This is a genomic window from Pseudoalteromonas sp. AOP7-A1-14 (genome assembly GCF_052376275.1).
Classification (GTDB): Bacteria; Pseudomonadota; Gammaproteobacteria; order Enterobacterales; family Alteromonadaceae; genus Pseudoalteromonas.
This window is the reverse complement of the sequence record NZ_JBQSVO010000098.1, coordinates 1-14,490: the sequence shown is the minus strand read 5'-3', so window position 1 is coordinate 14,490 and position 14,490 is coordinate 1. Positions and strand designations below refer to the sequence as shown.

At 40.8% G+C, this 14,490-nt stretch carries 15 protein-coding genes and 1 pseudogene; 10 read left to right on the top strand and 6 right to left on the bottom strand.

The window, feature by feature from the left end:
- The 4 genes from ACT3RM_RS13885 to ACT3RM_RS13870 all read left to right on the top strand — a co-directional run.
- Positions 1-712 (top strand): DUF4198 domain-containing protein (locus tag ACT3RM_RS13885; RefSeq protein ID WP_444511394.1); only part of this gene is annotated, 712 nt, incomplete at its 5' end.
- Positions 713-921: 209 nt separating this feature from the next.
- On the top strand, positions 922-2,469 hold the full coding sequence (locus tag ACT3RM_RS13880) for a PepSY-associated TM helix domain-containing protein (RefSeq protein ID WP_444511393.1): 1,548 nt from the start codon (positions 922-924) through the stop codon (positions 2,467-2,469).
- A complete protein-coding gene (locus tag ACT3RM_RS13875) occupies positions 2,466-2,804 on the top strand; it encodes a hypothetical protein (RefSeq protein WP_441995917.1) in 339 nt (112 codons plus the stop codon). Before ACT3RM_RS13880 ends, ACT3RM_RS13875 begins: the two co-directional genes overlap by 4 nt.
- Positions 2,804-3,085, top strand: a complete 282-nt coding sequence (locus ACT3RM_RS13870; RefSeq protein ID WP_441835082.1) for a DUF3325 domain-containing protein — start codon at positions 2,804-2,806, stop codon at positions 3,083-3,085. Before ACT3RM_RS13875 ends, ACT3RM_RS13870 begins: the two co-directional genes overlap by 1 nt.
- A 73-nt stretch (positions 3,086-3,158) precedes the next feature.
- On the opposite strand, the gene zntB is transcribed toward ACT3RM_RS13870, so the two are convergent.
- Positions 3,159-4,130 carry a zinc transporter ZntB gene (gene zntB, locus ACT3RM_RS13865; RefSeq protein WP_441835081.1) on the bottom strand — a complete coding sequence of 324 codons (972 nt, stop codon included), beginning with the start codon at positions 4,128-4,130 and terminating at the stop codon, positions 3,159-3,161.
- 150 nt (positions 4,131-4,280) lie between these two features.
- On the opposite strand from zntB, the gene ACT3RM_RS13860 reads away from it, so the two are divergent.
- The 3 genes from ACT3RM_RS13860 to ACT3RM_RS13850 are packed head-to-tail and all read left to right on the top strand — an operon-like array spanning position 4,281 to position 6,670.
- A complete protein-coding gene (locus ACT3RM_RS13860) occupies positions 4,281-4,709 on the top strand; it encodes an ATP-dependent zinc protease family protein (RefSeq protein ID WP_441835080.1) in 429 nt (142 codons plus the stop codon).
- A gap of 10 nt (positions 4,710-4,719) precedes the next feature.
- A complete protein-coding gene (rimK, locus tag ACT3RM_RS13855; RefSeq protein WP_441835079.1) occupies positions 4,720-5,625 on the top strand; it encodes a 30S ribosomal protein S6--L-glutamate ligase in 906 nt (301 codons plus the stop codon).
- A complete protein-coding gene (locus ACT3RM_RS13850; protein WP_441835078.1) occupies positions 5,612-6,670 on the top strand; it encodes a succinylglutamate desuccinylase/aspartoacylase family protein in 1,059 nt (352 codons plus the stop codon). Before rimK ends, ACT3RM_RS13850 begins: the two co-directional genes overlap by 14 nt.
- 87 nt (positions 6,671-6,757) lie before the next feature.
- On the opposite strand, the gene ACT3RM_RS13845 is transcribed toward ACT3RM_RS13850, so the two are convergent.
- The 4 genes from ACT3RM_RS13845 to recQ form a co-directional block, all read right to left on the bottom strand.
- The gene (locus ACT3RM_RS13845) at positions 6,758-7,321 is read right to left on the bottom strand and encodes a mechanosensitive ion channel domain-containing protein (RefSeq protein WP_441835077.1); all 564 of its coding nucleotides are present in this window, start codon (positions 7,319-7,321) and stop codon (positions 6,758-6,760) included.
- 66 nt (positions 7,322-7,387) lie between these two features.
- Entirely contained in the window at positions 7,388-9,100 is a 1,713-nt protein-coding gene (locus ACT3RM_RS13840; RefSeq protein ID WP_441835083.1) for a ShlB/FhaC/HecB family hemolysin secretion/activation protein, read from the bottom strand.
- A gap of 88 nt (positions 9,101-9,188) precedes the next feature.
- On the bottom strand, positions 9,189-9,476 hold the full coding sequence (locus tag ACT3RM_RS13835) for a DUF3630 family protein (RefSeq protein ID WP_441835076.1): 288 nt from the start codon (positions 9,474-9,476) through the stop codon (positions 9,189-9,191).
- A 10-nt stretch (positions 9,477-9,486) separates the two neighbouring features.
- Positions 9,487-11,310 (bottom strand): DNA helicase RecQ, encoded by a 1,824-nt coding sequence (gene recQ / locus ACT3RM_RS13830; protein WP_441835075.1) that lies wholly within the window; start codon positions 11,308-11,310, stop codon positions 9,487-9,489.
- A 108-nt stretch (positions 11,311-11,418) separates the two neighbouring features.
- Between recQ and ACT3RM_RS13825 the strand changes: the two genes are divergently transcribed.
- Both ACT3RM_RS13825 and rarD read left to right on the top strand, forming a co-directional pair.
- The gene (locus tag ACT3RM_RS13825; RefSeq protein ID WP_441835074.1) at positions 11,419-11,874 is read left to right on the top strand and encodes a thioesterase family protein; all 456 of its coding nucleotides are present in this window, start codon (positions 11,419-11,421) and stop codon (positions 11,872-11,874) included.
- A gap of 51 nt (positions 11,875-11,925) precedes the next feature.
- Positions 11,926-12,849: an EamA family transporter RarD gene (gene rarD, locus ACT3RM_RS13820; protein ID WP_441835073.1), complete on the top strand. Its 924-nt coding sequence runs from the start codon at positions 11,926-11,928 to the stop codon at positions 12,847-12,849.
- A gap of 350 nt (positions 12,850-13,199) precedes the next feature.
- Here rarD and maoP read toward each other — a convergent pair.
- Positions 13,200-13,355, bottom strand: a pseudogene (gene maoP / locus ACT3RM_RS13815) (DUF413 domain-containing protein); the annotation flags it as partial.
- Positions 13,356-13,503: 148 nt separating this feature from the next.
- Here maoP and ACT3RM_RS13810 point away from each other — a divergent pair.
- Positions 13,504-14,361 (top strand): LysR family transcriptional regulator, encoded by an 858-nt coding sequence (locus ACT3RM_RS13810; protein WP_192542753.1) that lies wholly within the window; start codon positions 13,504-13,506, stop codon positions 14,359-14,361.
- The last annotated feature ends 129 nt before the right edge of the window (positions 14,362-14,490 follow it).

Genomic DNA, 14,490 nt, shown 5'->3' with positions numbered 1-14,490 from the left:
GTTTTCCACACTGTTGAATAACAAACTACAAAATAAACTCAAAGGAAGCTCTATGCTAAGTTTAAAAAAACTACTTTTTATTTCGGGACTTATTATTTTTAGTAACATGGCTCACGCACATGAAATTTGGCTAGAGAAGTCAGCGACTGATAGTGTAAGGCTTTATTTAGGTGAGCCGGGAGAGCCTGAATCGGGTGACAAAATTGCAGGACTTAAAAACACAAAAGTATTTTTAAATTCAACGCAGTCGGCGTTAGCACTTACTCAGCATCAAAATTATTGGTCCGCTGCGCTTAAAGAGCAAGGAGACGTAAGAGCTTATACTGATGATCTATGGGAGCCTTGGAAAATGAAAAAAGCGTCTGAGCAAGAGGTTGATAAACTTCAAGCCGCTAAACTTTATGCCAAAGCAGGACGTGAAGATACTCAAGCGAAACAAAATCTCGAATTTGTACCAACAAAGTCACAAGGCAACACCTTTACCTTAGTCTACAAAAATAATCCTGTTAATGAGCACGACGTTTTAATACAGACACCGAGTCAGCAAGTAAAAGCAAAAACAGATAAAAATGGCCAGCTGACTATAACCACCAAAGAGGAGGGTACGTATATTATTTCTAGCGATTATCCAGTTGAAGGGAAGGCCATGATTGCCGGTAATCAGGTTGACAGTACATATAATATTGTAAGTGTCAGTTTTGAAGTGCATTAGGCGTGTAGTCTAAACTCATCTCTTATAGCTATATCACGGCGAGTTATTACAATAACTATCGTTATGGTACATCGCGCAATGCATTATTAAGTTTTATCTATAAATTCTAATTTATTATTACGTTGGGCCTGCAAACTAAGGCCCGTCTTACTGTAAAGGCGTTAACAGCGCCCTTTATGTTTACTCGCAACTCATTTTAGGACGTACATGTGAAAGCGCGTTTTCGAGATAGTATGAACTGGCTGCATACATGGAGCTCGGTGCTGGTTGGTTGTCTTTTATTCGCAGTATTTTTAACGGGAACATTAGCGTATTTTCAGCATGAAATAACGCAGTGGATGCAACCAGAAGTCGCAGAGATCACTGCGCCTGATAAGGCCATTACTCATACTCAGCAATACCTTCAAGAGCACACAGAAAGTGCCTCCCGCTGGACAATAATCCCTCCGACACAGCGCTTTTCACCTATCACAACTTATTGGCGTGATAAAAATACTCAAGGACGCTTTAGCGTTGCGCGATTTGATCAGCAAGGGCAAAAAATTGCAAGTCGTGCATCTCGTGGTGGTGAGTTCTTGTATCGTTTTCACTTTGATTTGCATTATATGCCAGCGTTTTATGCAAGATGGCTGGTTGGAATATGTGCCACTTTAATGCTGATAGCCATTTTTTCTGGTGTTGTGATCCATAAAAAGATTTTTAAAGACTTTTTTACCCTGCAATTTAATAAAGGCAGCAAGAGTTGGTTGAATGGCCATACCGTGTGCTCAGTGTTGGCATTGCCCTTTCATATTATGATTACCTATACCGGCATAGTGACGCTAATGCTTATATATTTCTCATGGGCAATAAATATGGGTGATAGCGACAGAGGCAGTTTTTTTTCAGCACTTACTGAACAAACACCTGCTTTGAAAGCGACCGGACAGTCTGCGCCGTTGGTGAACCTAGGGGAAATATACAACCAAGCCAAAGCCCAACTAGGTCATAGTGGAGTTGGTTCGCTTGTTGTTAGCCATCCTGGAGACAGTAATGCCATGGTTGAAGTTTATGAAAATGCCACTACAGCGTTAACCTCTGATTATCGTACTCTTCGTTTTCATGGCGTAAGTGGTGAATTATTATCTGATACTGCTGTAACCAACGCAGCAGAGCAAGCGCGCCGTACTATGATAAGTCTACACGCAGGACGTTTTGCTGATATTACAACGCGTTGGCTGTATTTTTTATCTGGCATTATGGGGTCCATAATGGTGGCAACGGGTTTGTTGCTATGGGCAAATAAACGTAAACAAAAAGCCAATCCACGCTATAAGTGGGGTTACAAAACCATGGATGTAATGAATATAGGCTCAGTAATTGGGTTGCCTTTAGCTGTTGCTGGGTACTTTACCGCAAACCGATTATTGCCTTTGCAGCTCGAAGGTCGCGCAGAATGGGAAATTCATTATTTTTTTATTGTTTGGCTTGTAGCGTTTATTTATCCGTTACTAAGAGGGATTAAACAAAGTTGGCAAGAGCTGAGCTTTATAACAGGCTTAAGCTATTTGGCATTACCTGTAGTCAGTATTTTCTCTACCTCACGAAATATTATCCACTACCAATATGACCGAGATGCGACTTTGCTGTTTATGGATTTATTGTTATTTTTTACCGGCGGGTTGTTCATTTATATTGCCAGAGTAGTAAGACGCAAAGGCCAAACTTCAGCTATTACCTCCCGTCCTAAAGCACAAACACAAGGAGTCTCACAATGATAATCAAGGCTCTTCAAAAAATTAGTAATACTCAGCGTATGCAAACACTATGGCGTGTAGTGCTGGCAAGTGTTGTAGGATTTGTTTTTTTAAGTGTATTTATCGCTGGGGTGGCAAGCCTTGGGAGTGCTTTATTTGCTTTGAGCAAAGCGACATTGATGTTATGGCTGATGTTAATTGGCATTATTTTGTATTGCTGCTTAGTAATGTGGATATTTGCTAGCAATAAATTAATGCGTTGTAGTTTAATTATTATTATAGGTATTACAGTGTCAAGTGCAGCGCTTTATGCCGGTGATATGCTGAAAAAGCACCAGCTTGTGGAACCGCGTTGATGATATTATTTATTAGTTTAATTATTAGTTTTGTCGGCTTCACAGTATTAGCCTTAGGTATGGCAAGACATCGTAAAACGTTTGCGTTGACTCCAATATCCTCTGTTAGAGAGCAAGTGTATTTAGTCACTGGATTGATTATTATCAGCCTTTCGTTGCTTATAAATGTTACACAATTAAGCACGGGCTCGGCTATTGTTTGGTGGTGTGGACAATTGTCATTGAGTGCATTGATTGTAGTGACTATATTAGCTAAAAAGCGAGTTACGCGTTACCGATAGTTGGATGGTGGATCTAATTGTTATGATTTATCAACTAAAGAGCAAAGCGAACATAAAGTTCGCCTTGATGAAATTAAAGCCATTGCTTATTTTTAAAGTAAACACCTATACCACCGGTTAGCACGATTAAAAATATTACAAATGCGCTAAAGGCATAGGGGTTTTCAGTACCAGGGATGCCTCCCACGTTAACCCCTAAAAGACCGGTTAAAAAGCCTAGAGGTAAAAATAATGCGGCCACAACCGACATTACATACATACGTTGATTAAGTTGCTCAGAAACCTGATTAGTAATTGTTTGCTGAATTATTTGCGCTCGTTCAATTGAGCTGTCTAACCCTTCAATATAGCGAATGAGTAAGTTAGTGGTTTCATTTAAACGTGGTTTATCTTCATCATTAAGCCAGTTAAAGGTGTTGCTCATTAAAGTGCAAAGCGCTTCTTTTTGTGGTTTTAAGTAGCGTCTTAAGCCAACCGTTTGGCGGCGGAGTTGTGATAACCCTTGGTTGTTAAACTTTTTACTGGGCTCGTCTATTTCTTCTTCAAAAGTATCGAGTGTGTCGTCAAGGTCATCTATTACATCTTGCATGCGCGAGGTCAGGTCTTGTGCAAGTTGTGTGACAAGCTGTGAAATATTATGCGCACCATTGCCATCTTCAAATGTATTTAGTACATCTTGCACTGATAATAAACGACGTTTACGAGTGGTAATAAGCACATTTTCATTAATAAACAGACGTAATGACACCATATCTTCAGGGCTTTGCGCTGGGTTTAAATTCACTCCACGTAAAAACAGCATGCAGCCATTAGCTGCCTTTGTAAGGCGAGGTCTTGTTTCATCTGCAGTTAAAGACTCCAGCTCATAATCGGTTAAAAACTCACAGCCTTTAAGCCAATCTATCGCCTCACTTTGACTATAATCAAGGTGCACCCAAAGTTTACCTTGCTCTGGACGCCAATTCTGAAGGACTTGGGGATTTGCAATTTTTTTTACACCTCCTTGACCATCAAGATGTAGTGCATGCAGCAAACCGTTGAACATAGTAAATCTCCATTATTACTGTATGGTTAATATAGTTAATTATAAAGTACGTTGGGTCAATCGAAAAAATTTGTAGAGTCGATGAATTTATTTTGTTGGTGTTTTTTCTCAGCTAACGTATAAAGCATTTTTTAATTAAAGGGCGCATTTATGACGACAAAGTTAGTGGTCGGTTGGCGTGAGTGGTTAAGTTTACCCGCGCTTGGTATCGAAGAAATAAAAGCGAAAATTGATACCGGTGCACGTACTTCATGTATTCATGCACTTGATATTCAAGAGTATGAGTATGAGGGGGAAAAATGGGTGAAGTTTATAGCGCAGCCGCTACAAGACAACCTTGACTATAAAGTGCAGTGTCAGGCTAAAGTAAAAAAGCATAAGCACGTAACCAGCTCAAGTGGGCAAAAAGAACTACGCTACTTTATTGAAACTACAGTTTTTGCTGGTGGACAAAGTTGGCCTATTGAGATGACACTAACAAGTCGTGCAAGTATGAAATTTAGAATGTTATTAGGGCGTACAGCCATGGAAAATCGTATAGTCGTTGATCCGGCTTTATCTTATTTTCTAGATAGTTAAGGGTTTAACTATGAAAATCGGTATTTTATCTCGTAATAAAAACTTGTATTCAACTCGACGTTTAATTGAAGCGGCAGAGCAACGCGGCCATGAAGTAAAAGTAATTGATGCTTTACGTTGCTATATGAATATTAACTCTGAGCAACCAGAAATCCACTACCGTGGTGAAAACTTAAAAGAGTTCGGTGCTATTGTGCCGCGAATTGGCTCGTCAGTTACATTCTATGGCTGTGCGGTACTTCGTCAATTTGAAATGATGGGGGTTTATCCTCTAAATGAGTCTGTTGCGATTTCTCGATCACGAGATAAGCTACGTTCATTACAGCTACTTTCTCGTAAAAATGTGGGCATGCCGGTAACTGGTTTTGCTAGTAAGCCTGACGATGTGAAAGATTTACTTTCTATGGTTGGTGGCACGCCACTGGTTATTAAGTTGCTAGAAGGTACGCAAGGTATCGGTGTCGTACTTGCCGAAACGCGTAAAGCGGCAGAGAGCGTAATTGAAGCCTTTATGGGCTTGAAGGCACACATCATGGTGCAAGAATATATTCAAGAAGCTGGTGGTGCTGATATTCGTTGTTTTGTACTTGGTGATAAAGTGATTGCTGCTATGAAACGCCAAGCTCAAGAGGGCGAGTTTCGCTCTAATTTGCATCGCGGTGGTAGCGCAACATTGGTACGCATTTCACCTGAAGAGCGTAAAACAGCAGTGGCGGCAGCTAAAGCGATGGGGTTGAATGTAGCTGGGGTTGACTTACTTCGCTCATCTCGTGGACCGTTAGTGATGGAAGTTAACTCATCACCAGGTCTTGAAGGTATCGAACAAGCAACAGGTAAAGATATTGCGGGCATGGTTATCGAGTTTATTGAGAAAACAGCCGCAAGCAAAAGGACCGCAACGCGTGGCAAAGGTTAAGAAGAATAGTTCGTTTACATTACTTGGTGAAGAAGTGGCTGCAGGCGAGCGTAAAACGTTGGCCCTTGAAGCCGCTAAGCTTTACACCCACTCACCGTTAAACATTCCTATTGAAGTGGTTAACGGTGTGCATGCAGGGCCTGTACTGATGGTTTGTGCAGCAATTCATGGTGATGAACTCAATGGGGTTGAAGTTGTTAGGCAATTAATTGCAAAGATTGACCCTGAACAGTTACGCGGTACATTAATCGCGGTGCCTATTGTTAATGTGTTTGGCTTTATTCATAAGTCACGTTATTTGCCCGATCGCCGTGATTTAAATCGTAGCTTTCCAGGTTCAATAAGTGGCTCAATTGCTGGGCGCATGGCGCATGGCTTTTTTAATCAAGTTGCGGTGAATTGCACGCATATTATTGATTTACATACTGGCGCTATTCATCGCACTAATTTACCGCAAATTCGCGCCAATTTAAGTGATGAAGCTACCGCTGAAATGGCTAAAGCATTTGGTACACCTGCGGTAATTGATGCTTCGCTGCGTAATGGCTCTTTGCGCAGCGAAGCGGCTAACTTAGGTATTCCTGTAATTACCTATGAAGCAGGCGAAGCACTACGCTTTGATCCCATTGCAATTGCTGCGGGTGTACAAGGTGTTGATTATGTAATGCGTCACTTAAAAATGGTGCGAGGCAAACGAGCTAAGAAACTGCCAGAGCCGGTTATTGCTGACTCAACAAGTTGGGTTCGTGCTGAAGTTGATGGCATTTTACGTGCACAAGTATCCCTTGGTGAGCGTGTTACTAAAGGCCAAGTACTGGCGTATATTAGTAGCCCGCTGGGTGACTCTGAACTGGAGTTACTAGCACCACGCAGTGGTATTGTAATTGGTCAGCAAACTTTGCCATTAGTTAACGAAGGTGATGCGGTATTCCACTTAGCTTACTTTGCGCATGCAAATAGCTTGGTAGAGCAGCAGTTAGGTACTTTTATAGGTGAAATAAGCGATATTGAAGATGAGCTTAAAACCGCTGAACTGAACAATTAACCAAGCTGTAAATGAACCAACGGGTTAAGATCAACGCTAATAAAAAGTCGCTACTGTTAGCGGCTTTTTTGTTTGTAATTTTTTGGGTTAGAACTTTTTTGGTCCCAGCACTTTTTTTATAACGGGTGCTTTAGTTGCTTTAGGCTCTTTGGCTAATACCATCACCGGACGAGTTACAAATAGGTTATTAGGGTAAATAACTCGATGGCCGTCAATATGCTCAAGCACTACATTCATTAGGCCCATTTCTATAATTTTCCCTTCAATAAAGTTAGCGCCATCGACCACGCGCACCCAAAAGCCGACACGGCAGTCGTTTTGAATAAACATTAGTAAAAACGAAGTTAGATTACTTAACAGCGACCAAGCAGCAAAAAGTGCCACACCTAACATAGCAAATAAAGAGGAGCCAAGCACCAGTAAACCTCGTAGCTCTATGCCCCAAAAGACCAGTACTAAACAAAGCATTACAAAGGCAAGAATGATTTTTAGTAATAGTTCAGCACGATGCTTTCGGTGCTCGTCGACTTTGCCTTTAATTGTTTTTTCGAGCAACTTATTGGTTAGTTTAAGTAATATTGGGAATAATATAACCGCAGCGAGTGTAACGACTAAGCGGTATTGAGTGCTGAGAATATCTAACAATTCCAAGGTAAGTCCTACTTAACTGTATTTAGGGTCTAGTTTAGCCCTATGGTTAAAAATTAATAGCTTCTTTTAAAATGAGTTCTTAACCGTCACCAACCATTGCAGGGTATTTACATCGTTAGCGTTATCAAGTGGCGCGGCAACATCTAAGTGAATGACAGTGCCTGCATTGGCGCGGCTAGGTGCAAAGCGTAATCCTACACCTATATTTTTCAGTACTTGGCCGTTTTCACCATTGTTTTTCTTGTTAAACCAAGCGCGGCCAATATCAAAAAATGCAGCTCCGCCGACCTTAAATAATTGTAGTAAATCATATTCCCAGTAATAGCGCTTTTCTAGGTTGACTAAAAAGCTACGGTCGCCTTGTTGATAATTTAACGGGTAGCCGCGCAGGCCACTTTCGCCGCCTAAAGTAAGTTGTTTATCGGCTGTGAGGTTTTTTGCGTAGTCTAAACGTACTTTGGCATACCATGACTGGTCAACACTGGTATTAAGGTAATATTGTACTTGGCTACTGGCGAATAAGTTTTCAACTTGGCCTTGTGGATCATTCCAATAGCCTTTGAGATCTGTATGAAAGCGCCAAAGTGTATTGTCACCACTAAAGTGGGCTGTTTTAGCGTTAAATGAATAGATATAACGGCTGTCGTCATTACTTAAGCTTTCATCTGAATAGCCAAAAAGGCCCTCAATATTCCAGCCTAAATTAAGGTCTTCGGTGCGAGAAATACTGTCAAAATTACGTACTTTTATATAGTGATCTTCAAACCAGTGACCGCTTAAGTAAGGGTAGCTAAGCTCTCGTAGTTCAGCGATGGCAGTGGTGGTATCTGTTAGTTCAGCAAAACGATGTTGCTCGTGTACATAGCCTACACTTAAACGCTGAGTCCAACCGTCACCTAATGATTTTGAGTGGCCAAAGTGGATACGGTTAAGGTCTGTTTTTTGTTCAAATTCGCTAATTATTTCACCGCGGTTATATAAATATTCGACGCGTTGATCTGAAAAACTCAGTAATCCATAACTAAACGGTGTATCGATTGAATAAAACGGATAAGTTAGTTCAAGTAAATGGCGCTTACCATCGTCGTTATCTGAGTATTCTACACGACCACGATAACGGCTTGAAAGAATGTTTGGGTCGTCATAGACAAACAAGTAACCATTACGCTCCGCGTCACTGGTGCGAGAAATAGATAAACGCTTGCCCCAACCAAATAAATTAGATTCACGAAAGCCTATGCTCGAGCTATTTTCTCCACCACTGCGGCTAAAGCTTATCTCAGGTAAAAGTGTCCATAAATCTCGTGTAATTACCGTAACATTGACATTACCCTGGCAATCACTTTGAGCATTAATTCGGGCATCATATAAGTAACTTTGACGACGCAATAAACGCTCAGATTCAGCGAGTAAGCGAGGGTCATATTCGTCGCCTTGCTTAAATAATAAAATGCTGTTAATTACGTCATGTTCAGTGGTTATATGTACATCGTTAGCAAAACGAAAGAGGGCGTTATCCTCCTCTTCTAACTCAGTATTAAAAATGTTTAATTGCTTTAACTCAATGTTGACTATTTTTGCATTAGCCGTTTTAGTTGGAAGTTGTTGGTCGCCATCAAGCTGGCGTAATAAATTAGTCGAATGGTGGGAGGATGTTTGTTGTGATCGGCAAGATTCAACTGATTCTGTATGCTCACTTGCAGCGTAGCTATTGGTTGCGAATAAAAATAATGAGCAACTGTTTATAAGCATGTTGGCAAACTTTTTATTCAATACCATATAGTTCCATATTGGCTGCGACATGAATTTACTACTACACACTAACTCAATGACTAAGTCTAGCTTATTATTAGTAACTCAGCACAATTTATAGGGTCAAATAATAAGTTAGCGCTGCTAATAAGTGCTCTGCGTCACTGCCTTCTGCGGTGATCCAGACACTTTGGCTATAATGTTCATAATGTATATTGAATGTTTGTAGTTCATAACTAAAACGTAATTGATGGCGATCAGCGCCAGGCGTAAAATCACCTAACGTGATCTCCTCGCCCATTAGGTAAAATTTGGCCCATAGCTCAAAGTCTTCATCGTTAGGCATTTCGCTGGGGGTAATAAGTATTACATTGTGTTGGCTATCAAACTCAGCTTGAGTCATGACTGGTTTCCTATGAGGTAGCTAAATAATTGCGAATGGCATGCAGGAAATGACTGCCATATTTATTGAGTTTAGTAAAACCAACCCCTGATATTTTTAAAAATTCACTGTCGTTGGTGGGCATAAGCTGCGCCATTTCTGCTAGGGTTTTATCGTTAAATACTACATATGGTGGTACATCATCCGCATCAGCAAGTTCTTTACGTAAGTTACGTAGCTTGGCAAAAAGCTTTTTGTCATAGTTAAACTGCGTAAGCTTATCTTGGTAAACGTGCTTAGCTTGTAAGCGAGGTTCAGCGAGCTGCAAGGCATATTCGCCTTTTAAAATGGCGCGAGCTGCTTCTGTTAGGCGAAGGGCTGAACCTTGGGTTATATCTTGACTTAATAATCCCTGGTGGATTAATTGGCGTAAAATACTAAGCCAAAACTCATTGCTGTGCTCCTTACCAATACCGTAAGTGCTGAGCTGATGGTGATTATTATCACGAATACGGCTGGTGTTGGCGCCACGTAATAGATCCACAATATAACCTAAACCAAAACGTTGCTCGGCGCGATACACACACGATAACGCTTGTTGTGCTACTAATGTGCCGTCAAAACTTTTTGCCGGATTTAAGCAAATGTCACAGTTACCGCAAGGTTCACGTTTATATTCGCTAAAGTAATTGAGTAGTATTTGACGACGGCAAGTTTGGGCTTCAGCAAAGCTTGCCATTGCATTAAAACGTTGCTCTTCTACGCGGCGGCGTTGTTCATCTTCAATATCTTCAAAGAAGCGTCGTACTCGGCCAATATCAGCAGGATCAAAATACATAATGGCTTCAGCGGCAAGGCCATCTCGGCCTGCACGGCCTGTTTCTTGGTAGTACGACTCAATACTTTTAGGAATGTCGTAATGCAGAACAAAGCGTACATTAGGCTTATTAATGCCCATGCCAAACGCCACAGTTGCGACCACTATGTGAATATCATCACGGGCAAAGCCAGTTTGCACAAATTGGCGTTGTTCATTACTCATACCTGCATGATAGGAAGCTGCATTGAGTCCTGCACTTGCAAGCTTTTGTGCAATATCGTCAACCCGCTTGCGGCTAGTACAGTAAATTATACCACTTTGGTTTTTTTGATCTTTTAAGTAGCGTAGTAGTTGTGTAAGCGGTTTGAATTTTTCTTCGATGGTGTAGCGAATATTCGGTCTATCAAAGCTGCCAGTATGGACATAGGGTGTGTTTAAACCTAACTGCTGAATAATATCGACGCGCGTTGCTTTGTCTGCAGTTGCAGTTAACGCCATCATAGGAATATGTGAAAAGCGCTGCTTTAATTCACTTAAGCGAAAATAATGAGGACGAAAATCATGGCCCCAATGTGACACGCAGTGGGCTTCATCAATAGCAAATAAGCTGATTTTTAAATGGCTCAAGCGCTCTTTAAATTCATGTTGTAATACTTTTTCAGGCGCGACATAAAGCAATTTGATAAGTCCGTTATGCAGTTGTTGGTATATTTTCTGCTGCTCATCACGGTTTAAACTGTTATTAATGTATGCGGCTTGCACGCCTAGGGCTCTTAATTGTGATACTTGATCTTGCATCAAAGAAATAAGCGGGGAGATCACAACGGTAACGCCATCAAGCGCAAGTGCAGGAACTTGGTAACACACTGATTTACCACCGCCCGTGGGCAGCAGTACTAACGAATCTTGACCTTGTAACGCTGCGTCTATCACTGCCTTCTGGCCATCGCGAAATTCGCTGTAGCCAAACACTTGCTTTAAAATAGCTTGCACAGTACGAACAGGTGCGCTTGAAGTTGGAGTTTGAATATTCATCGCCGACATTTTAGTGTTTTTATGGCCCCTTGCATAGGTGCTTTTTATCGCACTTTTATGTTGATTGTGCTTTACTCATCATACCAGTCTAAAATGTGAATAATAAAAATGAATAAAACCATGTTGATGTCACAAGTTGCGAATGTATTTATAAGCCAAATGCCATTTAATCAATTTTTACAATTGAGTGTTAAGTCGCTTGATAGTGAGCAGGCGCAAATTAGTTTTCCATTTCAAGATGTATTGATTGGCAACCCAGTACAAAAGATTCTCCATGGCGGAGTTATTTCTGCGGTACTCGATAATGTAGGGGGTATGTTGGCGGCGGCCTCAGTAATAAATAAGTTAACTGATTTTGATATTACCAAAGTGCAGCAAAAGCTTGCGACCTTGGGTACGATTGATTTACGCACCGATTATTTACGCCCAGGAAAAGGGGAGGAGTTTACCGCTAGTGCGAGGCTCATTCGTGCGGGTAATAAGGTGTGCGTGTGCAGAATGGAATTACACAATGAACAAGGCGTACAAATTGCGTTTGGCACAGGGACTTATTTAGTTGGATAACCAAGCTTAAGAGCGTAGACTAGCGGCCTTTTTCACAGTTCAGGGCGTGTTATGTCAACCGATTTAGAGCAGCGTAAAGGAGCTATTCTTGCGTGTATGGCCTTTTTTATGTGGGGTCTGGCACCTATTTATTTTAAGCTTTTACAGAATATCTGGGCATTTGAAATTTTAATGCATCGGGTTATTTGGTCGGTACTATTTTTAATGGTAATTATAACTATTCGCCAACAATGGCCGCGTATTCGCCATATAATCAAAGAGCCTAGGCTAATGTTGATGTTGATGATCACCGCGACATTGCTGGGCTTTAACTGGGGGCTATTTATTTGGGCAGTAAATAATAATCACATGCTTGATGCAAGCCTAGGTTATTACATCAACCCGTTATTAAATGTTCTTCTTGGTATGTTCTTTTTAGGTGAGCGGCTTAGAAAGTGGCAAGCTATTGCAGTTGCATTGGCGTTCAGTGGTGTGGTTATTCAGCTAATTAGCTTTGGTTCGTTTCCTGTGGTGGCCTTTTCATTGGCAGGTTCGTTTGCTGTTTATGGTCTATTACGTAAAAAGCTAGCCGTTGAGTCTTTACCCGGACTACTACTTGAAGCCGTTGTTTTGTTGCCAGTAGCGCTTATTTATTGGTGGTTTATGGCACCAACGACAAGTTCTGATTTAACTATAAATGATTGGCAGGTCAATGTATTGCTTATAAGCGCAGGGATCATAACGACCTTACCGTTACTGTGCTTTACTGCTGCAGCTAAGCGTTTGCAATATACTACTCTGGGCTTTTTCCAATATATTGGGCCAAGCCTTATGTTTGTATTGGCGGTGATATTTTATGGTGAAGTATTTGATACCCAAAGGCTGGTTACGTTTGCCTTTATTTGGAGTGCGCTGGCAATATTTAGCTGGGATTCGTTTTACCAGTCTAAAAAGCGTAAGCAACAAGCAAAGCTGGCAGTGGTTAAACCGCTTTAGAGTGTGTCTGGTCTGCAATGCGGTTGTAGCCAGATTATTTAGCGTTATATTGCCTTGAGCATAGCCAATAGACAGCGTAAATTTAATATTCTATTGGTAAACTCAGGGCTATTTTTTAAGGAACAGTCGAAACCCTCCTAAACATTTGAGTGCTTCACCTTTATCCGTATTGGCAAAATAAACCACAAACTCTTCCCCGGCTAATCGGACAACTAAATATTTTTTAAAGTAGTTAGTAAAGTACACGGATAAGTCTTTGAGGACTTCTCTAGGTGTGAGGTTTGATTTTACGGGGTCGCTTTAAATTCTTTATCTAAACACGCTTAATTGTATTGCTGGCTTCATGGTCATTAGTAAAAACGGCTAAAGTTGTTCTTTAATTTCATTGGTAGTGCGAAGGTTTTGTTGTATAAACTTTTTAATACCATACTATGCTGTTCTAATATGCTTGTTTTAAGCAAGGTAAAGTAGCTATTACGGGCGAATCCGCTTGGAAAACTCTGAACATTATAAAACTGACGTTAGCAAATAAGCGCTTAGCGAAGTGGTAAAAATCATAGCTCATAGTTGTTTCCTGATACCTTATTGCTTAGCTAGAGTTGAGGTAAGTTGTGTGATTTATTAAACAAGTTATTTTTATCGTAAGGGTAAGTAATGGATATCGATTTATTGAAGACCTTTGTTGAAGTGGTACGTACTCGCCACTTTGGTAAAGCTGCAGAGAATTTATATATAACGCAGTCTGCGGTAAGCTTTAGGATACGACAATTAGAGCAAGGGCTTGGAGTTAATCTGTTTATTCGTCAGCGTAACAATATTCAACTAACAGCACCGGGCGAGCGTTTATTACCCCACGCACAAATGATTATAACCGGAATGCAAAGAGCAAAAGTTGATGTTGCGCTTGCAGATAATATGCACAAGCAAATTTGCCTAGCAGGCACCCCAAATGTTTGGGATGCATTTTTGCAGTTCGGTATTACTAATATTGTCTCTGCGATGCCGGGTGTGTCACTTGTGGCTGAAGTTAAGGCTCAACAAGAAAGCACTCGTTTATTACTAGAGCGTACATTAGATCTTGCTGTGCTGTTCGACCCTCCGAAGGTTGATGAACTTGTTGTTAAGCGAATATGTGAATTACCAATCATTCCTGTTAGTGCCTTTGAAGCTGCAAATAGTGAGAACTTTTTCGATAATCAGTATGTGTATGTTGATTGGGGAACGTCCTTTTCGTTATGGCATGCACGTGAGTTTAATGGTCACGCACCTCCTTATTTTAGAACCAGTACAGGGCGTATAGCACTCGATTTAATTTTAAAATGCGGCGGCAGTGCGTTTATTCCTCAGTTGCTTGTTTGGGAGCAATTAAAGGCAGGTGAGCTTTATCATGTTGAAGATGTGGCCCACACATCCCGGGATGTGTTTGTTGCATATCATAGAGACAATGAACAAACCCCACTACTGGAAAAATTGGTCAACCTCCTGATGGAGCTAAAAATAAGTTATAAATAGTTCCAGTTAAGTGAAATCTATAATATGATATATTGTATCAATACTGCTTAGGGATGAATGTCTAATGGGATTCGATAAACGGACGTTTTGTATTTATGAGGTGTCTCAAAAAAACTCTCTGCTTGCGGG

Bases quoted from the DNA above. Each gene is read 5' to 3' on its own strand.
- ACT3RM_RS13840 (WP_441835083.1), bottom strand. From the start codon at position 9,100: ATGGTATTGAATAAAAAGTTTGCCAACATGCTTATAAACAGTTGCTCA.
- rarD (WP_441835073.1), top strand. From the start codon at position 11,926: ATGTCAACCGATTTAGAGCAGCGTAAAGGAGCTATTCTTGCGTGTATG.
- ACT3RM_RS13870 (WP_441835082.1), top strand. From the start codon at position 2,804: ATGATATTATTTATTAGTTTAATTATTAGTTTTGTCGGCTTCACAGTA.
- zntB (WP_441835081.1), bottom strand. From the start codon at position 4,130: ATGTTCAACGGTTTGCTGCATGCACTACATCTTGATGGTCAAGGAGGT.
- ACT3RM_RS13860 (WP_441835080.1), top strand. From the start codon at position 4,281: ATGACGACAAAGTTAGTGGTCGGTTGGCGTGAGTGGTTAAGTTTACCC.
- ACT3RM_RS13835 (WP_441835076.1), bottom strand. From the start codon at position 9,476: ATGACTCAAGCTGAGTTTGATAGCCAACACAATGTAATACTTATTACC.
- ACT3RM_RS13825 (WP_441835074.1), top strand. From the start codon at position 11,419: ATGAATAAAACCATGTTGATGTCACAAGTTGCGAATGTATTTATAAGC.
- recQ (WP_441835075.1), bottom strand. From the start codon at position 11,310: ATGAATATTCAAACTCCAACTTCAAGCGCACCTGTTCGTACTGTGCAA.
- ACT3RM_RS13810 (WP_192542753.1), top strand. From the start codon at position 13,504: ATGGATATCGATTTATTGAAGACCTTTGTTGAAGTGGTACGTACTCGC.
- ACT3RM_RS13875 (WP_441995917.1), top strand. From the start codon at position 2,466: ATGATAATCAAGGCTCTTCAAAAAATTAGTAATACTCAGCGTATGCAA.
- rimK (WP_441835079.1), top strand. From the start codon at position 4,720: ATGAAAATCGGTATTTTATCTCGTAATAAAAACTTGTATTCAACTCGA.